General features: G+C 69.6%; 12 protein-coding genes, 1 pseudogene and 1 riboswitch. Of the genes and pseudogenes, 2 read left to right on the plus strand and 11 right to left on the minus strand.

Features of this window, described 5'->3' with window-relative positions:
* Window positions 1-85: 85 nt before the first annotated feature.
* A complete protein-coding gene (locus ACFXC1_RS42520) occupies window positions 86-1,003 on the minus strand; it encodes a M23 family metallopeptidase (protein ID WP_381253435.1) in 918 nt (305 codons plus the stop codon).
* 4 nt (window positions 1,004-1,007) lie between these two features.
* Window positions 1,008-1,170: riboswitch (cyclic di-AMP (ydaO/yuaA leader) on the minus strand.
* 301 nt (window positions 1,171-1,471) lie between these two features.
* Window positions 1,472-3,544: an alpha-galactosidase gene (locus ACFXC1_RS42525; protein ID WP_381253437.1), complete on the minus strand. Its 2,073-nt coding sequence runs from the start codon at window positions 3,542-3,544 to the stop codon at window positions 1,472-1,474.
* Window positions 3,545-3,706: 162 nt separating this feature from the next.
* On the opposite strand from ACFXC1_RS42525, the pseudogene ACFXC1_RS42530 reads away from it, so the two are divergent.
* Both ACFXC1_RS42530 and ACFXC1_RS42535 read left to right on the plus strand, forming a co-directional pair.
* Window positions 3,707-3,850: pseudogene (locus ACFXC1_RS42530) on the plus strand (SDR family oxidoreductase); the annotation flags it as partial.
* Window positions 3,851-3,973: 123 nt separating this feature from the next.
* Window positions 3,974-4,771 (plus strand): tyrosine-protein phosphatase, encoded by a 798-nt coding sequence (locus ACFXC1_RS42535; protein WP_381253440.1) that lies wholly within the window; start codon window positions 3,974-3,976, stop codon window positions 4,769-4,771.
* Window positions 4,772-4,789: 18 nt separating this feature from the next.
* Here the strand turns inward: ACFXC1_RS42535 and ACFXC1_RS42540 are convergent, their stop codons facing one another.
* From ACFXC1_RS42540 to ACFXC1_RS42580, 9 genes are all read right to left on the minus strand, one after another.
* A complete protein-coding gene (locus tag ACFXC1_RS42540; protein WP_019069690.1) occupies window positions 4,790-4,915 on the minus strand; it encodes a DUF6126 family protein in 126 nt (41 codons plus the stop codon).
* Window positions 4,912-5,544 carry a helix-turn-helix domain-containing protein gene (locus ACFXC1_RS42545; RefSeq protein ID WP_381253443.1) on the minus strand — a complete coding sequence of 211 codons (633 nt, stop codon included), beginning with the start codon at window positions 5,542-5,544 and terminating at the stop codon, window positions 4,912-4,914. The genes ACFXC1_RS42540 and ACFXC1_RS42545 overlap by 4 nt, the downstream gene beginning before the upstream one ends.
* 73 nt (window positions 5,545-5,617) lie before the next feature.
* The gene (locus tag ACFXC1_RS42550; RefSeq protein ID WP_381253446.1) at window positions 5,618-7,003 is read right to left on the minus strand and encodes an aspartate aminotransferase family protein; all 1,386 of its coding nucleotides are present in this window, start codon (window positions 7,001-7,003) and stop codon (window positions 5,618-5,620) included.
* Window positions 7,000-8,907, minus strand: coding sequence for a 1-deoxy-D-xylulose-5-phosphate synthase (dxs, locus tag ACFXC1_RS42555; protein WP_381253449.1), 1,908 nt, complete (start codon window positions 8,905-8,907; stop codon window positions 7,000-7,002). Before dxs ends, ACFXC1_RS42550 begins: the two co-directional genes overlap by 4 nt.
* A gap of 26 nt (window positions 8,908-8,933) precedes the next feature.
* Window positions 8,934-10,091 carry a flavodoxin-dependent (E)-4-hydroxy-3-methylbut-2-enyl-diphosphate synthase gene (gene ispG / locus ACFXC1_RS42560; RefSeq protein WP_381253452.1) on the minus strand — a complete coding sequence of 386 codons (1,158 nt, stop codon included), beginning with the start codon at window positions 10,089-10,091 and terminating at the stop codon, window positions 8,934-8,936.
* A 4-nt stretch (window positions 10,092-10,095) separates the two neighbouring features.
* On the minus strand, window positions 10,096-11,118 hold the full coding sequence (hpnH, locus tag ACFXC1_RS42565; protein WP_019069695.1) for an adenosyl-hopene transferase HpnH: 1,023 nt from the start codon (window positions 11,116-11,118) through the stop codon (window positions 10,096-10,098).
* Window positions 11,119-11,123: 5 nt separating this feature from the next.
* Window positions 11,124-11,765 (minus strand): phosphorylase family protein, encoded by a 642-nt coding sequence (locus tag ACFXC1_RS42570; protein ID WP_381253455.1) that lies wholly within the window; start codon window positions 11,763-11,765, stop codon window positions 11,124-11,126.
* The gene (shc, locus tag ACFXC1_RS42575) at window positions 11,765-13,804 is read right to left on the minus strand and encodes a squalene--hopene cyclase (RefSeq protein WP_381253458.1); all 2,040 of its coding nucleotides are present in this window, start codon (window positions 13,802-13,804) and stop codon (window positions 11,765-11,767) included. Before shc ends, ACFXC1_RS42570 begins: the two co-directional genes overlap by 1 nt.
* Window positions 13,805-13,916: 112 nt before the next feature.
* Window positions 13,917-15,050 carry a polyprenyl synthetase family protein gene (locus ACFXC1_RS42580; RefSeq protein ID WP_381253460.1) on the minus strand — a complete coding sequence of 378 codons (1,134 nt, stop codon included), beginning with the start codon at window positions 15,048-15,050 and terminating at the stop codon, window positions 13,917-13,919.
* Window positions 15,051-15,202 lie beyond the last annotated feature (152 nt).

Raw genomic sequence — 15,202 nt, forward strand, 5'->3', positions numbered from 1 at the left:
CACTTGTAAAGGGTTCTCCAAAGTCGGAATAACCCCCTGGTCAGGGGCGTTGAGCCCGGGAACCGCCCTGCGCCGGGCCCCGGTGTCAGCCGACGGTGACGCCGTGCGAGCGGAGGTAGGCGACCGGGTCCACGTCCGAGCCGTAGTACGGAGTGGTCCGGATCTCGAAGTGCAGGTGCGGGCCGGTCACATTGCCGGTCGCGCCGGAGAGACCGATCTGCTGGCCCTCGGTCACGGTCTGGCCGGCCGAGACGGAGAGCTGCGACATGTGGGCGTACTGCGAGTACTCGCCGTCCGCGTGCCGGATGACGACCTCGTTGCCGTAGGCGCCGTCGTAGGCCGCCGAGACGACCGTACCCGCGGCGACCGCCTTGACGGTGGTGCCGGTCGGGACGACGAAGTCGACGCCCGTGTGGTAGCCGCTGGACCACATGCTGCCCGCGACGTGATAGCCGGTGCCGATGGTGCCGCCGGTCACGGGGAGGGTGTAGCCGCTGGAGGTGCTGGTGGTGTCGGCGCTCTGCGTGGCGGTCGTCTTCTTCGACGAAGAGGAGGACGAAGAAGAGAACGAACCGGATGAACTGGACGACGAGTCGGACGACTTGCTCGCGCCCGTCGTGGCCTTCTTGCCGAGGGAGAGCTTGAGGCCCGGGTGGATCAGCGACGGATCGGCGCCGATGGCCTCGCGGTTGTCCTGGTAGATCTTCTTCCAGCCGCCGGTGACGTCCTGGTCCTCGGCGATCTTCGCGAGCCAGTCGCCCGCCTTCACCGAATACGTCTTGACGCCTTCGGTCTTCGCGGTCGCCGCTTTCCGCGTCACCGTCTTCTCGGTCGCCGGAACCGACTGAACGGCCTTTTCCGGAGCGGAAGTCGAAGGGGCGGCATGGGCGCCGGCGGCTCCCACGAGCGGAAGGGCGAGCGCGGCGCCGCCGGTTCCGGCTACGGCTATCGAGCGGATGAGGCGCTGGGACTTGGGACGGCGGTGCTTACCCTTCGCGGGCATGACGAATTCCTCTCCGGCGCCTGCGAGGTGAGCTGTCGGGTGCGGGCTGGAGATGCCCGGCCGCGCGCTGGGCGCGGCTTTACCCCAAGCCCGTTCCGGAGACCGGAACAGGCGTCCTACCTGTGGGTCCCCCGCTCCTGCCGCATACGGGTGGGTGTGTGCGGAGTCCGGTCGGCGGCAGGATTGGGCGTCCGTCCGGATTGGTGGCGAACGTAAGCGAGGAAGACGCAAAGGGACAAGCAGGAGGTTCCGCGGTTTTGTGTTTCTTGTGATCTCCTGTGGGAATTCACAGTCACCCTCCGTGAATTCCCACTCGACTTCGACCTCAATTCCCCTGGAAAAGCATGTCAATTACGTGAACATGACGAGCGACGTACGGTCACGGATATGACGCTGCTCACGTACAACCTCTCAGCTTCCCTCATTCCAGAGCGAGTTGTAACGAAGGCTGCAATTCGGGCAGAAGGCTCAGATGCGACGCAGCCGGAGAACCGTCGCATCGAGGTCACCACGCAGCCCGGTCCGCAGCCCGTGGTGCAACAGCACGGCACCCCGGTGGACTTCGCCCGTTTCGAGGCATTCGTACGACGCCGTCGGGTCGAGCCCGCGCAGCCGGAGCGCCGGTACCGGCTCGCCGTAGTGCTGCGCCTGGAGCAGGGCGAGGACGACGCTCTCGTCGCCGCGCGTGTACTGCACGGCGCTCAGTCCACCGGTCGGCGGGCGCAGCCGGTGGAGGTCGCCGTGCTGCACCAGCGGCCGGATCTCCTTGTAGAGGGTGATCCACTCGCGGGCCTCGGCGAGTTCCTCCTCGGTCCACTCGGAGAGGTCGCCGCCGACGCCGAGCACTCCGGCCATGGCGCTCACGAACCGGAAGCGCAGGCTGCTGACCCGGTCGTTGAGCTGGGTGTTGGGGCTGTCGGTGACCCAGGCGGCCATCACGCGCGCGGGGTGGATCTGGCTGAAGCCGTGCTGGATGGCGAGCCGGTCGAGCGGATCGGTGTTGTCGGAGGTCCACACCTGGTCCGTACGGCTGAGGATGCCGAGGTCGATCCGGCCGCCGCCACCCGAGCAGGACTCGAAGGCCACACCGGGGTGGGCCTCCCGCAACCGGTCCAACAGGGCGTACAGCGCGCGCACATGGTCGACCCAGAGGCGCTGCGGATAGGCGTCGCCGGGCCAGCCGGCGTCGGTGAAGCAGCGGTTGAAGTCCCACTTCACATAGTCGATGGGCGCGCTGGAGAGGAGGCCGTCGAGCTGCTCCCAGAGGTACTCCTGGACGTCCTCGCGGGCGAGGTTGAGGACGAGCTGATTGCGGAATTCCGTCCGCTTTCGTCCCTCTTGGTACTGCACCCAGTCCGGGTGGGCGCGGTACAGGTCGCTGTCCGGGTTGATCATCTCGGGCTCGACCCAGATGCCGAACTGCATGCCCAGTGAGTGGACGCGGTCCGCAAGGGGCTTGAGGCCGGCGGGGAAACGGTCCGGGTTGGGGGTCCAGTCGCCGAGTCCGGCGCGGTCGCTGGTGCGGGCGCCGAACCAGCCGTCGTCGACCACGAACAGCTCGACGCCGGCGGCCGCCGCGCGCTGTGCGAGGACCTCCTGCTGCTCCTCGGAGATGTCGAACTGGGTGGCCTCCCAGGAGTTGTAGAGCACCGGGCGGTCCCGGTCGGCGTCCGGGATGACATGGGTCCGCTGGTAGTCGTGCCAGGTGCGGCTGGCGCCGCCGAAGCCGGCGTCGCTCCACAGGGCGGCGAAGAGGGGGGTCGTGAAGGACTCCCCGGCGGCGAGGCTCAGCAGCCCGGACTCGTCGTACCCGGCGCCGCCGGTGATCTGCACGCGCGCGTCCGGGAGTTGGGCCACGGCGATCCGCCAGGACCCCGACCAGCCGAGGGCGCAGCCGTAGACCTCGCCGCGTTCCTCGGTCGCGTCGGTGTCGAGCGCGACCCAGGGGAGGTACTGGTGTCCGGTGTGGCCGCGGCGGCTGCCGATGACCTTCTCACCGTAGGTGAGGGGGGAGCGCACCAGCCGTGACTCGGCGGCCCAGCGCCCGTGCACGTGCGACAGCTGCCAGTCCTCCCGGTCGGGCAGGGTCCAGGTCGCGGAGTCGGCGCGCAGCAGCTCCAGCGGCTCGGTCCCGTCGTTGTCGAGGACCGTCCAGCGTTCCACGACGTCGCCGCGCGTCCGGTAGTGCAGGGTGATCGTCAGTCCCGCGTCGCGGAAGCGGAGCCGCAGTTCGTCGCCGTCCGTGTCGTAGCGGTCGAAGGTCCACTCGGTGCCGCGCCGCTCCGGGGTGCGCACCGACAGGGCGGGCCGGACGAAGCGGGGGCCGCCCTCGACCGGGTACTCCTCGTGTCCGTCGAGCGGGGCCTCGAAGGAGGCGCCGCCGGGGAGCGGGCGGGCGGCGAGTTCCTCGGCGTCGGCGAGCGCGATACGGGGACCCCAGTGGAGATGGAGCAGTTCGTCGCGCTCGGTGAGATGGACGGCGTAACTGCTCGTGGGTCCCGACAGCACCCACGTACGGCCGTTCTCGGCAGTCTCCAGCATCAAGTCCCTCACAGATTCGAACAAGTCCACTCAAGCGCCAACATCATCAATGGTGCGGGACCTGCGAGGCAACGCCTGTGGAGAACTCTTCATCTGTGGAGACCCGTGTCACGCGTCCGGGTCAGCGATGCCGGCCCGGTCCGGTCAGCACTCCGCTGAAGCCGGCCGCAGTCCCCGCTGCAACGGCTGATCGAGCCAGAGGAGATCGCCAACATGGTCGTCTACCTCAGTTCCGACCAGGCCTCGGCCACGACGGGCGGTGCGCTGCGGGTCGACGGGGGTTGCGTCGACTCGATCCTGCCCTGATGCCACTTGGAAGAGACCCTGGTCAGCGCCTCGAAGGCATCCCGGGCCGCGGTGCGTATGTCGTATCGTCGACAGGGTGCCCGCCGGTGAGCCGCGTCGTCGGGCCGAGCGGGAGGAGCCCTCGTGACGCAGCAGATTCCGTCGACCGAGCCGGAGTTGTCCGGAGTGCGTAATTTCCGGGACGTGGGCGGGCTTCCGACGGCGGACGGACGGCGGGTGCGGCAGGGTGTGCTGTTCCGCAGCGGCCACCTCGCGCACGCGACCGAGGAGGACGCCGCGTTCCTGGCCTCCCTCGGCCTGCACACCATCTTCGACTTCCGCAACGCGTCGGACCAGAAGCTGGAGGGCCCCGACGTCGAGCTGCCCGGCGTGCGCAATGTGAACCTGCCGCTGTCCGACCCGGCGGACGGCTCCGAGTTCTGGAAGATGGTCCGTGACGGGGAGATAGAGCAGCTGCGCGGGATCCTCGGCGACGGCAAGGGCGCCAACCGCATGATCGCCTCGTACCGCACGATCGTCACCCAGCGCACCGCCGAGCACTCCCAGGTGCTGCTCGCGCTCGCCGAGGACAGTGTTCCGGCGCTGATGCACTGCGCGGCGGGCAAGGACCGCGCGGGTCTGTCGATCGCCGTGACGCTGCTCGCCCTGGGTGTGGAGCGCGAGGCGATCGTCGCCGACTATCTGGAGTCGAACGCCAAGCACCGCCGCTACAAGGTGCGCCGCAGCGACTCCTCGTCGGCCGGCTACTCCCCCGAGGTGATGGAGCTCCTCAGCCCCCTCTTCGACGCCCGGGCCGAGTATCTGACGGCGGCCTTCGACACCGTCGAGGAGACCTGGGGCAGCGTGGACGCCTATCTGGAACAGGGGCTGGGGATCACCCCGGAGATCCGGGAGCGGCTGCGCGAGCGGCTGCTCGACTGAACTTGCCGCTGCCGCGGGCTACTTGGCGCCCACGGAGAACAACAGGTAGATGAAGGCCGCGAAGAGGTGGCCGACGGCGATGTAGATGAGAAGCCGTACCCACAGGGCACGGGGGAACCTGTCCTCGATGTTGTTGCCGCTCATGGTGTGTCTCCGGTGATCGGGCCCAGGCACAGGGTGGCCGTGGGACTCTGCAGCAGGGTGTGGACGAAGAGCACCTCGACGCCGTCCTTGTCGGCGGCGGCGAGGCGGTGCGGGGTGAGCGAGTCGAAGTGCGCGCTGTCGCCGGGCGCGAGGATGTGCGCGGTGTCGCCGAGCCGCAGCCGCAGCCGCCCCGTGAGGACGTACAGCCATTCCTCACCGGGGTGCACGCGCACGATGTCGCCCTGGGAGCCGTGCGGGATACGGACGCGCAGCGACTGCATACCGCGGCCGGGGGCGCCGGCCTGCCAGTACGTCCAGCCGCCCGCCCGGGTCGGTTCCATGTCGGCGGCGCGTACGACGGCCTCCCGGTCGGTGACCGTCTCGCCGAGCAGATCCGAGACTGTCGTACCGTAGATGCGGGCGAGCGCGAGCAGCATCGGCAGCGACGGCTGGCGCTGCCCGGTCTCCAGGCGGGAGAGATGGGCGGGCGAGAGTCCGGCCGAGCGGGCGGCGGCCTCCAGGGTGAGGGAGGCGCGGCGGCGCAGGGCGCGGAGCTGGGGTGCGACGGTGACCGGCAGGTCGTCGGCCGGTCCGGCCGACGGTTCCGGCTCGGTCTCGGAGGAGCTCATACCCTCTATTCAGCCGCAGGCGTGCCTCTGCGGCAAATTTCTTGCCACAGAGGCAAAAGCCCCGTCCTGGGGCTCAGCGGTTGGCCACCGCCTGCTTCACGAGCGTCCTGCTGAAGTCCCACATCAGCCCGCCGCCGCTGTGCGCGTCGTCCATCACTGCCGTGAAAGCGTCCACAAACCGGTCCACCTCGCGCTCGCCGACGATCAGCGGCGGGATCAGCTTGATGACCTCCAGGTGGTCGCCGGAGACCTGGGTGAGGATGCGGTGCCGCTGGAGCAGCGGTACGACCACCATCTGCGCGAACAGTCCCTTCCGCGCCGCCTGCAGCATGGTCCAACGGCTGCGCAGCTTCAGCGACTTGGGCTTCCCGAACTCGATGCCGATCATCAGGCCCCGGCCGCGTACGTCGGCGAGCAGCTCGTACTTGTCGACCAGCGCGGCGAGCCGGGTCCTCAACTGGTCCCCGGTGGCACGGGCGTTGGCAACGATCTGCTCGTTCTCCATGACCGACAGCACGGCGAGGCCTGCCGCCATGGCCTGGGCGTTGGACCCGAAGCTCGCCGAGTGGACCAGCACCCGGTCCATGGACGAGTAGACCTTCTTGAAGATCCAGTCCTTGCCGAGGGTCGCGCCGACCGGCACATAGCCGCCGGACAGCGCCTTGGCCACGCACACCAAGTCCGGTTCCACGCCGTCCTCGTGCTGGTAGGCGTAGAAGTCGCCGGTGCGGCCGAGCCCGGTCTGCACCTCGTCGGCGATGAGCAACGCCTTGTGCCGGCGCAGGAGTTCCTGCGCGGCGCGCAGATAGCCCGGCGGCGCCTCGTGCACGCCCTTGCCCTGGATCGGCTCCACGACGAGGGCGGCGACGTCACCCTTCTTCAACTCCCGTGCCAGGGCGTCGAGATCACCGAGCGGTACGGCAGTGTCCGGCAGCAGCGGGGCGAAGCCGTCCCGGAAGCCGTCCTCGCCGTTGACCGACAGCGAACCGGTGGTCAGGCCGTGGAAGGCGTGGTCGCAGTACAGAATGCGCGGCTTCCCGGTCGCGTACCGGGCGAACTTGAGCGCGGTCTCGACCGCCTCCGTACCGCTGTTGCCGAAGAACACCCGGTCCAGGTGCGGGCTGTGGGTGAGCAGCTTCTCGGCGAGGAGGCCGGGCAGCGGCTGGCAGTCGAAGCGGGTGAGGTCGGCGAGCTGGGCGTCGAGGACGTCGTGCAGCGCCTTGCGGACGACGGGGTGGTGACGGCCGAGGCCCATCACCCCGAACCCGGCGAGCATGTCCAGGTAGTCGTTGCCGTCCGCGTCCCAGAAGTAGGCGCCCTCGCCCCGCTCGTAGACCTTGTCGAAGCCGATGGTGTGCAGCATGCGCGGGAGCTGGTGGTTGAGGTACTTGGCGTGCAGCTCGTAGCGCTCGGCTCCGCGCTCGGCCAAGAGCGCGGTGAGGTCGAACTCCTTGGTCATTCGGGTTTCTCCTTGGCTGCGTGGCCGGCCGTGTCCTTGACCGCCAGGCTTGCGCTGATCCGTCCGGCGACCTCGACAGGTGTGAGGCCGATGTCGGCGAGCACCTCGCCGCGTTTGGCGTGCGCGAGGAACTGTTCCGGAATGCCGAACCGCCGTACGGGGACGTCGACTTCCGCGTCACCGAGGGCCAGCGCAACGGCGGCGCCGACGCCTGAGGCCCGGCTGTTGTCCTCGACGACGGCCACCAGGCGGTGTTCGGCGGCGAGGCCGGGCAGCGCCGGGTCCACGGGTTTGACCCAACGGGGGTCCACCACCGTGCAGTTGATGCCGCGCGCTTCGAGGAGTTCGGCGGCCTGGAGACAGACGGGTGCCATCACTCCTACGGCGACGAGCAGCACCTCGGGTGTTCCCGGGCCGCGGTGCAGGACGTCGAGGCCACCCACGCGGTCGATCGCCGGGATCTCCGGTCCGACCGACTCCTTCGGGAAGCGGACGAGGGTCGGCGCGTCGTCGACGGCGACCGCTTCCCGCAGCTGCGCCCGGAGTTGATCGGCGTCGCGCGGCGCGGCGATGCGCAGACCCGGCACCACCTGGAGGATGGACATGTCCCACATGCCGTTGTGTGACGCTCCGTCAACACCGGTCACTCCGGCGCGGTCCAGGACGAACGTCACCCCGCAGCGGTGCAGCGCCACGTCCATGAGGAGCTGGTCGAAGGCCCGGTTGAGGAAGGTGGCGTAGACGGCGACGACGGGATGCAGTCCGCCGGTCGCGAGGCCCGCCGCCGACACGGCCGCGTGCTGCTCGGCGATGCCGACGTCCCAGACCCGGTCGGGGAAGCGTGCGGCGAACTTGCCGAGGCCGACCGGGTGCAGCATCGCGGCCGTGATGGCGACGACGTCGTCGCGTTCCTCCCCGATCCTGACGATCTCGTCGCCGAACACGCTGGTCCAGGAAGGGCCGTTGGAGGGCACGAGCGGCTCACAGGTGAGCGGGTCCATCACGCCGACGGTGTGGAAGTGGTCCTCCTCGTGGGCGAGGGCGGGTTCGTAGCCGCGCCCCTTCTCCGTGAGGCAGTGGACCAGGACCGGTCCATGGAAGCGTTTCGCACGGCGCAGTGCCGACTCGACGGCGCCGATGTCGTGTCCGTCGATCGGGCCGACGTACTTGAGGCCCAGGTCCTCGAACATGCCCTGCGGGGCGAACGCGTCCTTGAAGCCCTTCTTCGCGCCGTGCAGCGACTCGTAGACGGTGTTGCCGACGACCGGGGTGCGCAGCAGGACCTCCTTGCCCCAGGCGAGGACCTTCTCGTAGCTGTCGGTCGTCCGCAGGGTCGCCAGGTGGTTGGCGAGGCCGCCGATCGTGGGCGAGTAGGAGCGCTCGTTGTCGTTGACGACGATGATCAGCGGCCGGTCCTTGGCGGCGGCGATGTTGTTCAGCGCTTCCCAGGCCATGCCGCCGGTGAGCGCGCCGTCGCCGATGACCGCGACGACATGCCCCTTCTCGCCCTGCACCTGGCGGGCCTTGGCGAGTCCGTCGGCCCAGCCGAGCGCGGTGGAGGCGTGGCTGTTCTCGACGATGTCGTGCTCGGACTCCTCGCGCGAGGGATAGCCCGAGAGGCCGCCCTTGCCGCGCAGCTTCGAGAAGTCCTGACGGCCCGTCAGGATCTTGTGCACATAGCTCTGGTGGCCGGTGTCCCAGACGATGCGGTCGACCGGTGACTCGAAGACCCGGTGGAGCGCGATGGTCAGTTCCACCACGCCCAGGTTGGGCCCGAGGTGGCCGCCGGTCCTGGCCACCGCGTGGACCAGGAACTCCCTTATCTCTTCGGACAGTTCGCCGAGTTCCGCCTCGGACAGCGACTTCAGGTCGCGTGGTTGGCGGATGCTCTCCAGGATCGTCACGTCGGGCCCCCTTCGGTCCGTGCTGTTCAGCTCACGGTGACGGCCGGCTCCCCCGCCGCGACGCCGTCCTGCTCCATCTGCTCGGCGATCTTCATCGCCTCCTCGATGAGGGTCTCCACGATCTTCGACTCGGGCACGGTCTTGACGACCTCGCCCTTGACGAAGATCTGGCCCTTGCCGTTGCCGGAGGCGACGCCGAGGTCCGCCTCCCGCGCCTCGCCGGGTCCGTTGACGACGCAGCCCATGACCGCGACGCGCAACGGCACCTCCATGCCCTCGAGCCCGGCCGTGACCTCGTCGGCGAGCTTGTAGACGTCCACCTGGGCGCGCCCGCAGGACGGGCACGACACGATCTCGAGACGGCGGGGCTTGAGGTTCAGCGACTCCAGGATCTGGAGGCCGACCTTGACCTCCTCCACCGGCGGGGCGGACAGCGACACCCGGATCGTGTCGCCGATGCCCTCGCTGAGCAGCGCCCCGAAGGCGACCGCCGACTTGATCGTGCCCTGGAAGGCGGGCCCGGCCTCGGTGACTCCGAGGTGCAGCGGATAGTCGCTCTGCGCGGCCAGCAGCCGGTAGGCGTTGACCATCACCACGGGGTCGTTGTGCTTGACGGAGATCTTGATGTCGCCGAAGCCGTGCTCCTCGAAGAGGGACGCCTCCCAGAGGGCCGACTCGACGAGCGCCTCGGGCGTCGCCCTGCCGTACTTCTGGAGCAGACGGCGGTCCAGGGAACCGGCGTTGACCCCGATACGGATCGGCGTGCCGTGGTCCTTGGCGGCCCGCGCGATCTCCTTGACCTTGTCGTCGAACTGCTTGATGTTGCCGGGATTGACGCGAACTGCCGCGCACCCGGCCTCGATTGCGGCGAACACGTACTTGGGCTGGAAGTGGATGTCCGCGATCACCGGGATCTGCGACTTGCGCGCGATGGTGGCCAGCGCGTCCGCGTCGTCCTGCGTGGGGCAGGCGACGCGGACGATCTGGCAGCCGGACGCGGTGAGTTCGGCGATCTGCTGGAGGGTGGCGCCGATGTCCGACGTACGGGTCGTGGTCATCGACTGGACCGACACGGGGGCCCCGCCCCCGACCGCCACCGGCCCGACCTGGATCTGCCGCGACACACGTCGCTCGGCGATCGGCCGGACCGGCATCTCGGGGACGCCCAGGGACACTGCGGTCATGACGTCAGTCGCGGTTTCCGGCGACGGTCTCGCGCATGGCCCGCAGCGACTCCTTGAGGGAGCCCATGGTGGCGAGGACGGCGGTGGGCTCGTAGCCGCAGTGCGCCATGCAGTTGGCGCAGCGCGGGTCCTTGCCGCGGCCGTACTTGTCCCAGTCGGTCTCCTCGATCAGCTCCCGGTACGTCGGGACGTACCCGTCGCTCATCAGGTAGCAGGGGCGCTGCCAGCCGAAGAGCGAGTAGTTCGGGATCGCCCAGGCCGTGCACGGGAAGTCGACCTTGCCCTCCAGGAAGTCCAGGAAGAGCGGGGAGTGGTTGAGCCGCCACTTCCTGCGGTTGCCGCCCGCGAAGGCCTTCTTGAACAGCTCGTGGGTCTGCGCGACACCCAGGAAGTGCTCCTGGTCGGGCGCCTTCTCGTAGGCGTAGGCGGGCGAGATCATCATCTCGTCGACCTTGATGTCGTCGTTGAGGAAGTTCAGGACCTCGATGATGGTCTGCGGGGTGTCCGTGTTGAAGAAGGTGGAGTTGGTGGTGACCCGGAAGCCGCGCTTCTTGGCCTCCTTCATCGCCTCCACCGCCTCGTCGAACACGCCCTCCTTCGCGACCGACTCGTCGTGCCGCTCACGCAGTCCGTCGATGTGCACCGCGAAGGCGAAGTACGGGGAGGGCTTGAACTTGTCGAGCTTCTTGCGCAGCAGCATGGCGTTGGTGCAGAGGAAGACGTACTTCTTCTTCGCCACCAACTGCCGCACGATCTCGTCGATCTGAGGGTGCATCAGGGGCTCGCCGCCCGCGATGGACACCATCGGCGCACCGGATTCGAGCACCGCCCCGACGGCCTGCGCCACCGGCATGCGCTGCTTGAGCACACCAGCCGGGTGCTGGATCTTGCCGCAGCCCTCGCACTTCAGGTTGCACGCGAAGAGAGGTTCCAGCTCCACGATCAGGGGGAACTTGTCCCGCTTGCGGAGCTTCTGTTCAGCCAAGTATGTAGCGACCTTGATTGTCTGGCGCAGCGGCATGGCCATCTGGCTCACCTCCGAGGGAGCAGCAAAGAACGGTGCCATTCGAAAAAAGCGGGAAGAACGGATCGAAGAACGCGGAAAGCCGATATTCCACCGCGCACCGTGCCGATCCGGACGAGTTCATGTTCAGGAGCGTCCACGACCACCCGTACGGCCGCAACCGGGCGCGCGCCCGTGCGCACGGCGCTCAGCAGCGTGGCCGCCGACTCCATGTCGACCGCGATCGCGCCGGTCGCGAGCAGATCCGACCGTTCCTGACCGCGGACGACATGATCGGAGCCGGTGAGGGGGCCGGTGTGGACGGTGCGTCCGGGCAGGGCCCGCACCAGTTCCTTGACGAGCAGTTCGGTGGCGACGCACGGAACGGTTCCGCGCGGGTCCCGGGTCTCCTCGGCGACCACCAGGTCGCCGGGGTGCATCCCGGGGGCGAGTCCGGCGCAGAAGCCCGTGGCCAGTACGGCGGCCTCGGACAGCGCCGGGTCGGCGAGGCGCCGGGTGACGGCCGCTTCGGCCGCCTCGGGCCCCATGCCCGTCCGCAGGACGGTGACCTGCCCGCCGGCGCCGGAGCGGTCGCCGGTGCGCAGGGCGAGGTGCTCGATGCCGAGCGCGCAGGCGATCAACAGCGGCGGAGCGACGGGCCGGATGCTCATCAGCCCCCCTTGGTCTGGGAGACGGCCGGGGCCTTGCTCTGGGAAACGGCCGGGGAGACGTTCTGGCTGAACGGTTCTCCGTGCACGAAGCGCCCGAGCGCGGTGAGCGGGAACACCTGCCGGTAGAGGTGGTAGTTGATGGAGAAGTCCCACGGGAAGCCGGTCCCCGTGAAGTAGGGCTCGTCCCAGGAGCCGTCCTCCCGCTGGGTGGTCGCGAGCCATTCGATGCCGCGCTCGACGGCCTTGGAGTCCCTCTCCCCCGCCGCCAGCAGGGCCATCAGCGCCCAGGCCGTCTGCGAGGCGGTCGAGGCGCCCCGGCCGCTCCACTCCTTGGCGTACTTGTAGGAGCGCAGGTCCTCGCCCCAGCCGCCGTCCTCGTTCTGCACGGTCTCCAGCCAGGTCACCGCGCGCCGGATCGCCGGGTGCGAGCCGGGGATTCCGGCGGCGGCGAGGGCGGGCACCACGGACCCTGTTCCGTATACGTAGTTGACGCCCCAGCGCCCGAACCACGAGCCGTCCGGCTCCTGTTCGGCGAGCAGCCACTCGATGCCGCGCCGGGTGCGCGGGTCGTGGGCGAGGCCCTCGACGGCGAGCATCTCGACCACGTGCGCGGTGACGTCCGCCGACGGCGGGTCGATGACCTCCCCGAAGTCGCAGAACGGCAGCCGGTTGGGGAAGGGGCTGGTGTTGTCGACGTCGAAGGCGCCCCAACCACCGTTCTTGGACTGCATTCCGAGGTTCCAGCGGACTCCGCGTCCGACGGCCCGGTCTAGGCGTTCCGGGTCGTGGTGTCTGACCCGGCGCAGCGCGAGGACGACCTCCGCGGTGTCGTCGATGTCGGGGTAGTTGTCGTTGTGGAACTCGAACGCCCAGCCGCCGGGCGGCAGTTGGGGCCGCTTCACTGCCCAGTCGCCGGGGCGGACGATCTCCTCCCCGAGCATCCAGTCGGCCGCCTTGACCAGTTGGGGGTGGTCGGCGGGCACGCCCGCGTCGGCGAGGGCGATGGTCGCGAGGCAGGTGTCCCACACCGGGGACTGGCAGGCCTCGATCATCCGGGCCCCGTCCTCGCGCCAGATCGCGAACCGGTCCAGTGACTCCAACCCCGCGCGCATCACGGGGTGTTCGAGGTCGTAGCCCAGCAGGTGCAGTGCGATCACCGAGTACACGGCCGGCGGCTGGATGCCGCCCCAGCAGCCGTCGTTCTCCTGGCGTTCGATGATCCAGCGCGCGGCCGTGTTCATCGCGGATCTGCGCAGCTTGCGCGGGGCGATCTTGCGGTAGAGGTGCAGCGCCTTGTCGAGCCGCTGGAAGGCGCCGTCCCAACTCGCCACCTTGGCAAGGGGCTTGACCGGGTTCGGGTTGTTCGCGTCGGTGTGGAGTTCGTCGAGCGGGAAGGGCGCCGGCCGTACCGGCCGCTTCGCGGAGACGACCGTGAGCGGCACGATGGTCTGCCGGGCCCAGCATCCGAAGTCGTAGATGTTGAGGGGGACCCAGGTGGGGAAGTAGATGAGTTCCGGCGGGAGTTCGGGCAGGTCGTCCCACTTCCACCAGCCGAACAGCGCGAGCCAGATCCGGGTGAAGACGCGGGCCGAGGCGATGCCGCCGCGCTCGCGGACCCAGGCGGAGGCCTTCGCCATGTGCGGGGCGTCCGGCGCGTCACCGGCCAGCCGGAGGGCGACGTAGGCCTCGATGGTGGTGGAGAGTTCGCCCGGGCCGCCGTAGAAACTGGCCCAGGTGCCGTCCTCGCGCTGCTCGCCGCGGATGAAGAGTGCGGCGGCCCGGGTCGTCGACTCGTCGCGGATGCCCAGGAACTGACGGAGCAACAGATCCTCGGCGTCCATCGTGACGTTCGTGTCGAGGTCGCCCTTCCACCAGCCCTGCGCGTCCTGAAGGGAGAGCAGGAAGTCGGTGGCGCGTTGCACGGCGACTGCGGCGGCGTCGTGCACCCCGGCCGCCACGGGTGTGTTGATGTCGGTTTCGCTGGCCGCGGCAACACGGGGCCGCATCGCCCCGGTGCTTCCGTCGGTCGTCGCTGTCATGGCTTCCCCTTCGTGCAGTGGCATGTCTCTGCTGTGGGTCCGCCGTCGGCCGGTACTCGTTCGTTCGCAGCACCGGCCGGCGACTACGCGAGGGCTATTCGACCGATAGTGATCATCTCTTTCGTACGACGACGAAGTCGGCGAGCGCCGTGAACTGCGCCCGAACCCGGTCGGGCATGTCGATGGCGTCCAGGACCTCGATGGCGATGGTGTGCTGACGGCGTGCCTCTTCGGCGGTCCACTCGCGGCCGCCGGCCTCCTCGATGAGCGCGGCGCGGGCCGCGAACTCCTCCTCGGAGAAGTTCTCGAAGTCGCTGCTCTTGGCGTCGGCGGCGAGGATCTCACCGAGCCGCTCGGAGGCGGGCCCGCCCGCCGCGAGCGCCGCCACCACGGGCAGGGACTTCTTGCGCTGGCGCAGATCGCTCCAGGTCTGCTTCCCGGTGGACTCCGGGTCGCCCCAGATGCCGAGGAGGTCGTCGACGGCCTGGAAGGCCAGGCCGAGGTGGTGGCCGTACTTCTCCAGGACGTCGGCGGTACGGTCGTCCGCACCGCCGAGCACGGCCCCGATGGAGGAGGCGCAGGCGAGCAGGGCGCCGGTCTTGTTCCCCTCCATCTCCAGGCACTCCTCGACGCTGACGCGGTCGCGGTGCTCGTAGGAGATGTCCTGCGCCTGGCCGTCGATGAGGGCGCGGGTCGCGGTGGTGAGGCGGCGGGTGGCGCGGCCGGCCTCTACGGTGCCGAGCTCCAGCAGGACCTCGTTGGCGAGCGCGAACAGGGCGTCGCCGACCAGGATGGCCTGCGCGGGGCCGTGCACCTTCCACACGGTGTCGCGGTGCCGGCGCTGTTCGTCGCCGTCCATCAGGTCGTCGTGCAGCAGCGAGAAGTTGTGGACCAGCTCGACGGCGACGGCCCCCGGGATGCCGACCTCGGGCGCGGCGCCGGTGACCTCGGCGGAGAGCACGGCGAGCGCGGGGCGTACGGCCTTGCCGCCGTCGCCCGCGGCCGGGTTGCCCTCGGCGTCGATCCAGCCGAAGTGGTAGGCGGAGACGGTGTCCATGGGCGGTGCCAGGCGGTCCACGGCTGCGCGCAGTACCGGTGTGGCAAGGGTCCGGCCGCGCTCCAGGAGCGCGGACACGTCCACCGCGGTCCTCGCAGCGGCCGTCTCGGCCGGGGGCACAGTGGGCACAGTCTCTCCTCTTGTCGCGGTACCGGGGGTGCGGGGGCCTGCCGTATGCCGATCGAGCATCAGGCCGCCTCCTCGAACTCGAAGAGCTTTCGGGGGCGGGGCCGGCCCAGGGCAGTGGGGGGGGGGGGGCCGCGCGCCCCCCCCCCCCCCGCCCGCCCCCGCGAGACGGAGGCGGCGCGCGCTCGGGGGGGGGCCCGCCGCCGCGGGAGAGT

Origin of the sequence: Streptomyces hokutonensis (genome assembly GCF_042751305.1) — a bacterium.
GTDB lineage: Bacteria > Actinomycetota > Actinomycetes > Streptomycetales > Streptomycetaceae > Streptomyces > Streptomyces hokutonensis_A.

Coding starts and splice junctions, on each gene's coding strand:
- ACFXC1_RS42520 (WP_381253435.1), bottom strand. CDS start 1,003: ATGCCCGCGAAGGGTAAGCACCGCCGTCCCAAGTCCCAGCGCCTCATC.
- ACFXC1_RS42525 (WP_381253437.1), bottom strand. CDS start 3,544: ATGCTGGAGACTGCCGAGAACGGCCGTACGTGGGTGCTGTCGGGACCC.
- ACFXC1_RS42540 (WP_019069690.1), bottom strand. CDS start 4,915: ATGAGCGGCAACAACATCGAGGACAGGTTCCCCCGTGCCCTGTGGGTA.
- ACFXC1_RS42545 (WP_381253443.1), bottom strand. CDS start 5,544: ATGAGCTCCTCCGAGACCGAGCCGGAACCGTCGGCCGGACCGGCCGAC.
- ACFXC1_RS42550 (WP_381253446.1), bottom strand. CDS start 7,003: ATGACCAAGGAGTTCGACCTCACCGCGCTCTTGGCCGAGCGCGGAGCC.
- ispG (WP_381253452.1), bottom strand. CDS start 10,091: ATGACCGCAGTGTCCCTGGGCGTCCCCGAGATGCCGGTCCGGCCGATC.
- hpnH (WP_019069695.1), bottom strand. CDS start 11,118: ATGGCCATGCCGCTGCGCCAGACAATCAAGGTCGCTACATACTTGGCT.
- ACFXC1_RS42570 (WP_381253455.1), bottom strand. CDS start 11,765: ATGAGCATCCGGCCCGTCGCTCCGCCGCTGTTGATCGCCTGCGCGCTC.
- shc (WP_381253458.1), bottom strand. CDS start 13,804: ATGACAGCGACGACCGACGGAAGCACCGGGGCGATGCGGCCCCGTGTT.
- ACFXC1_RS42580 (WP_381253460.1), bottom strand. CDS start 15,050: ATGCTCGATCGGCATACGGCAGGCCCCCGCACCCCCGGTACCGCGACA.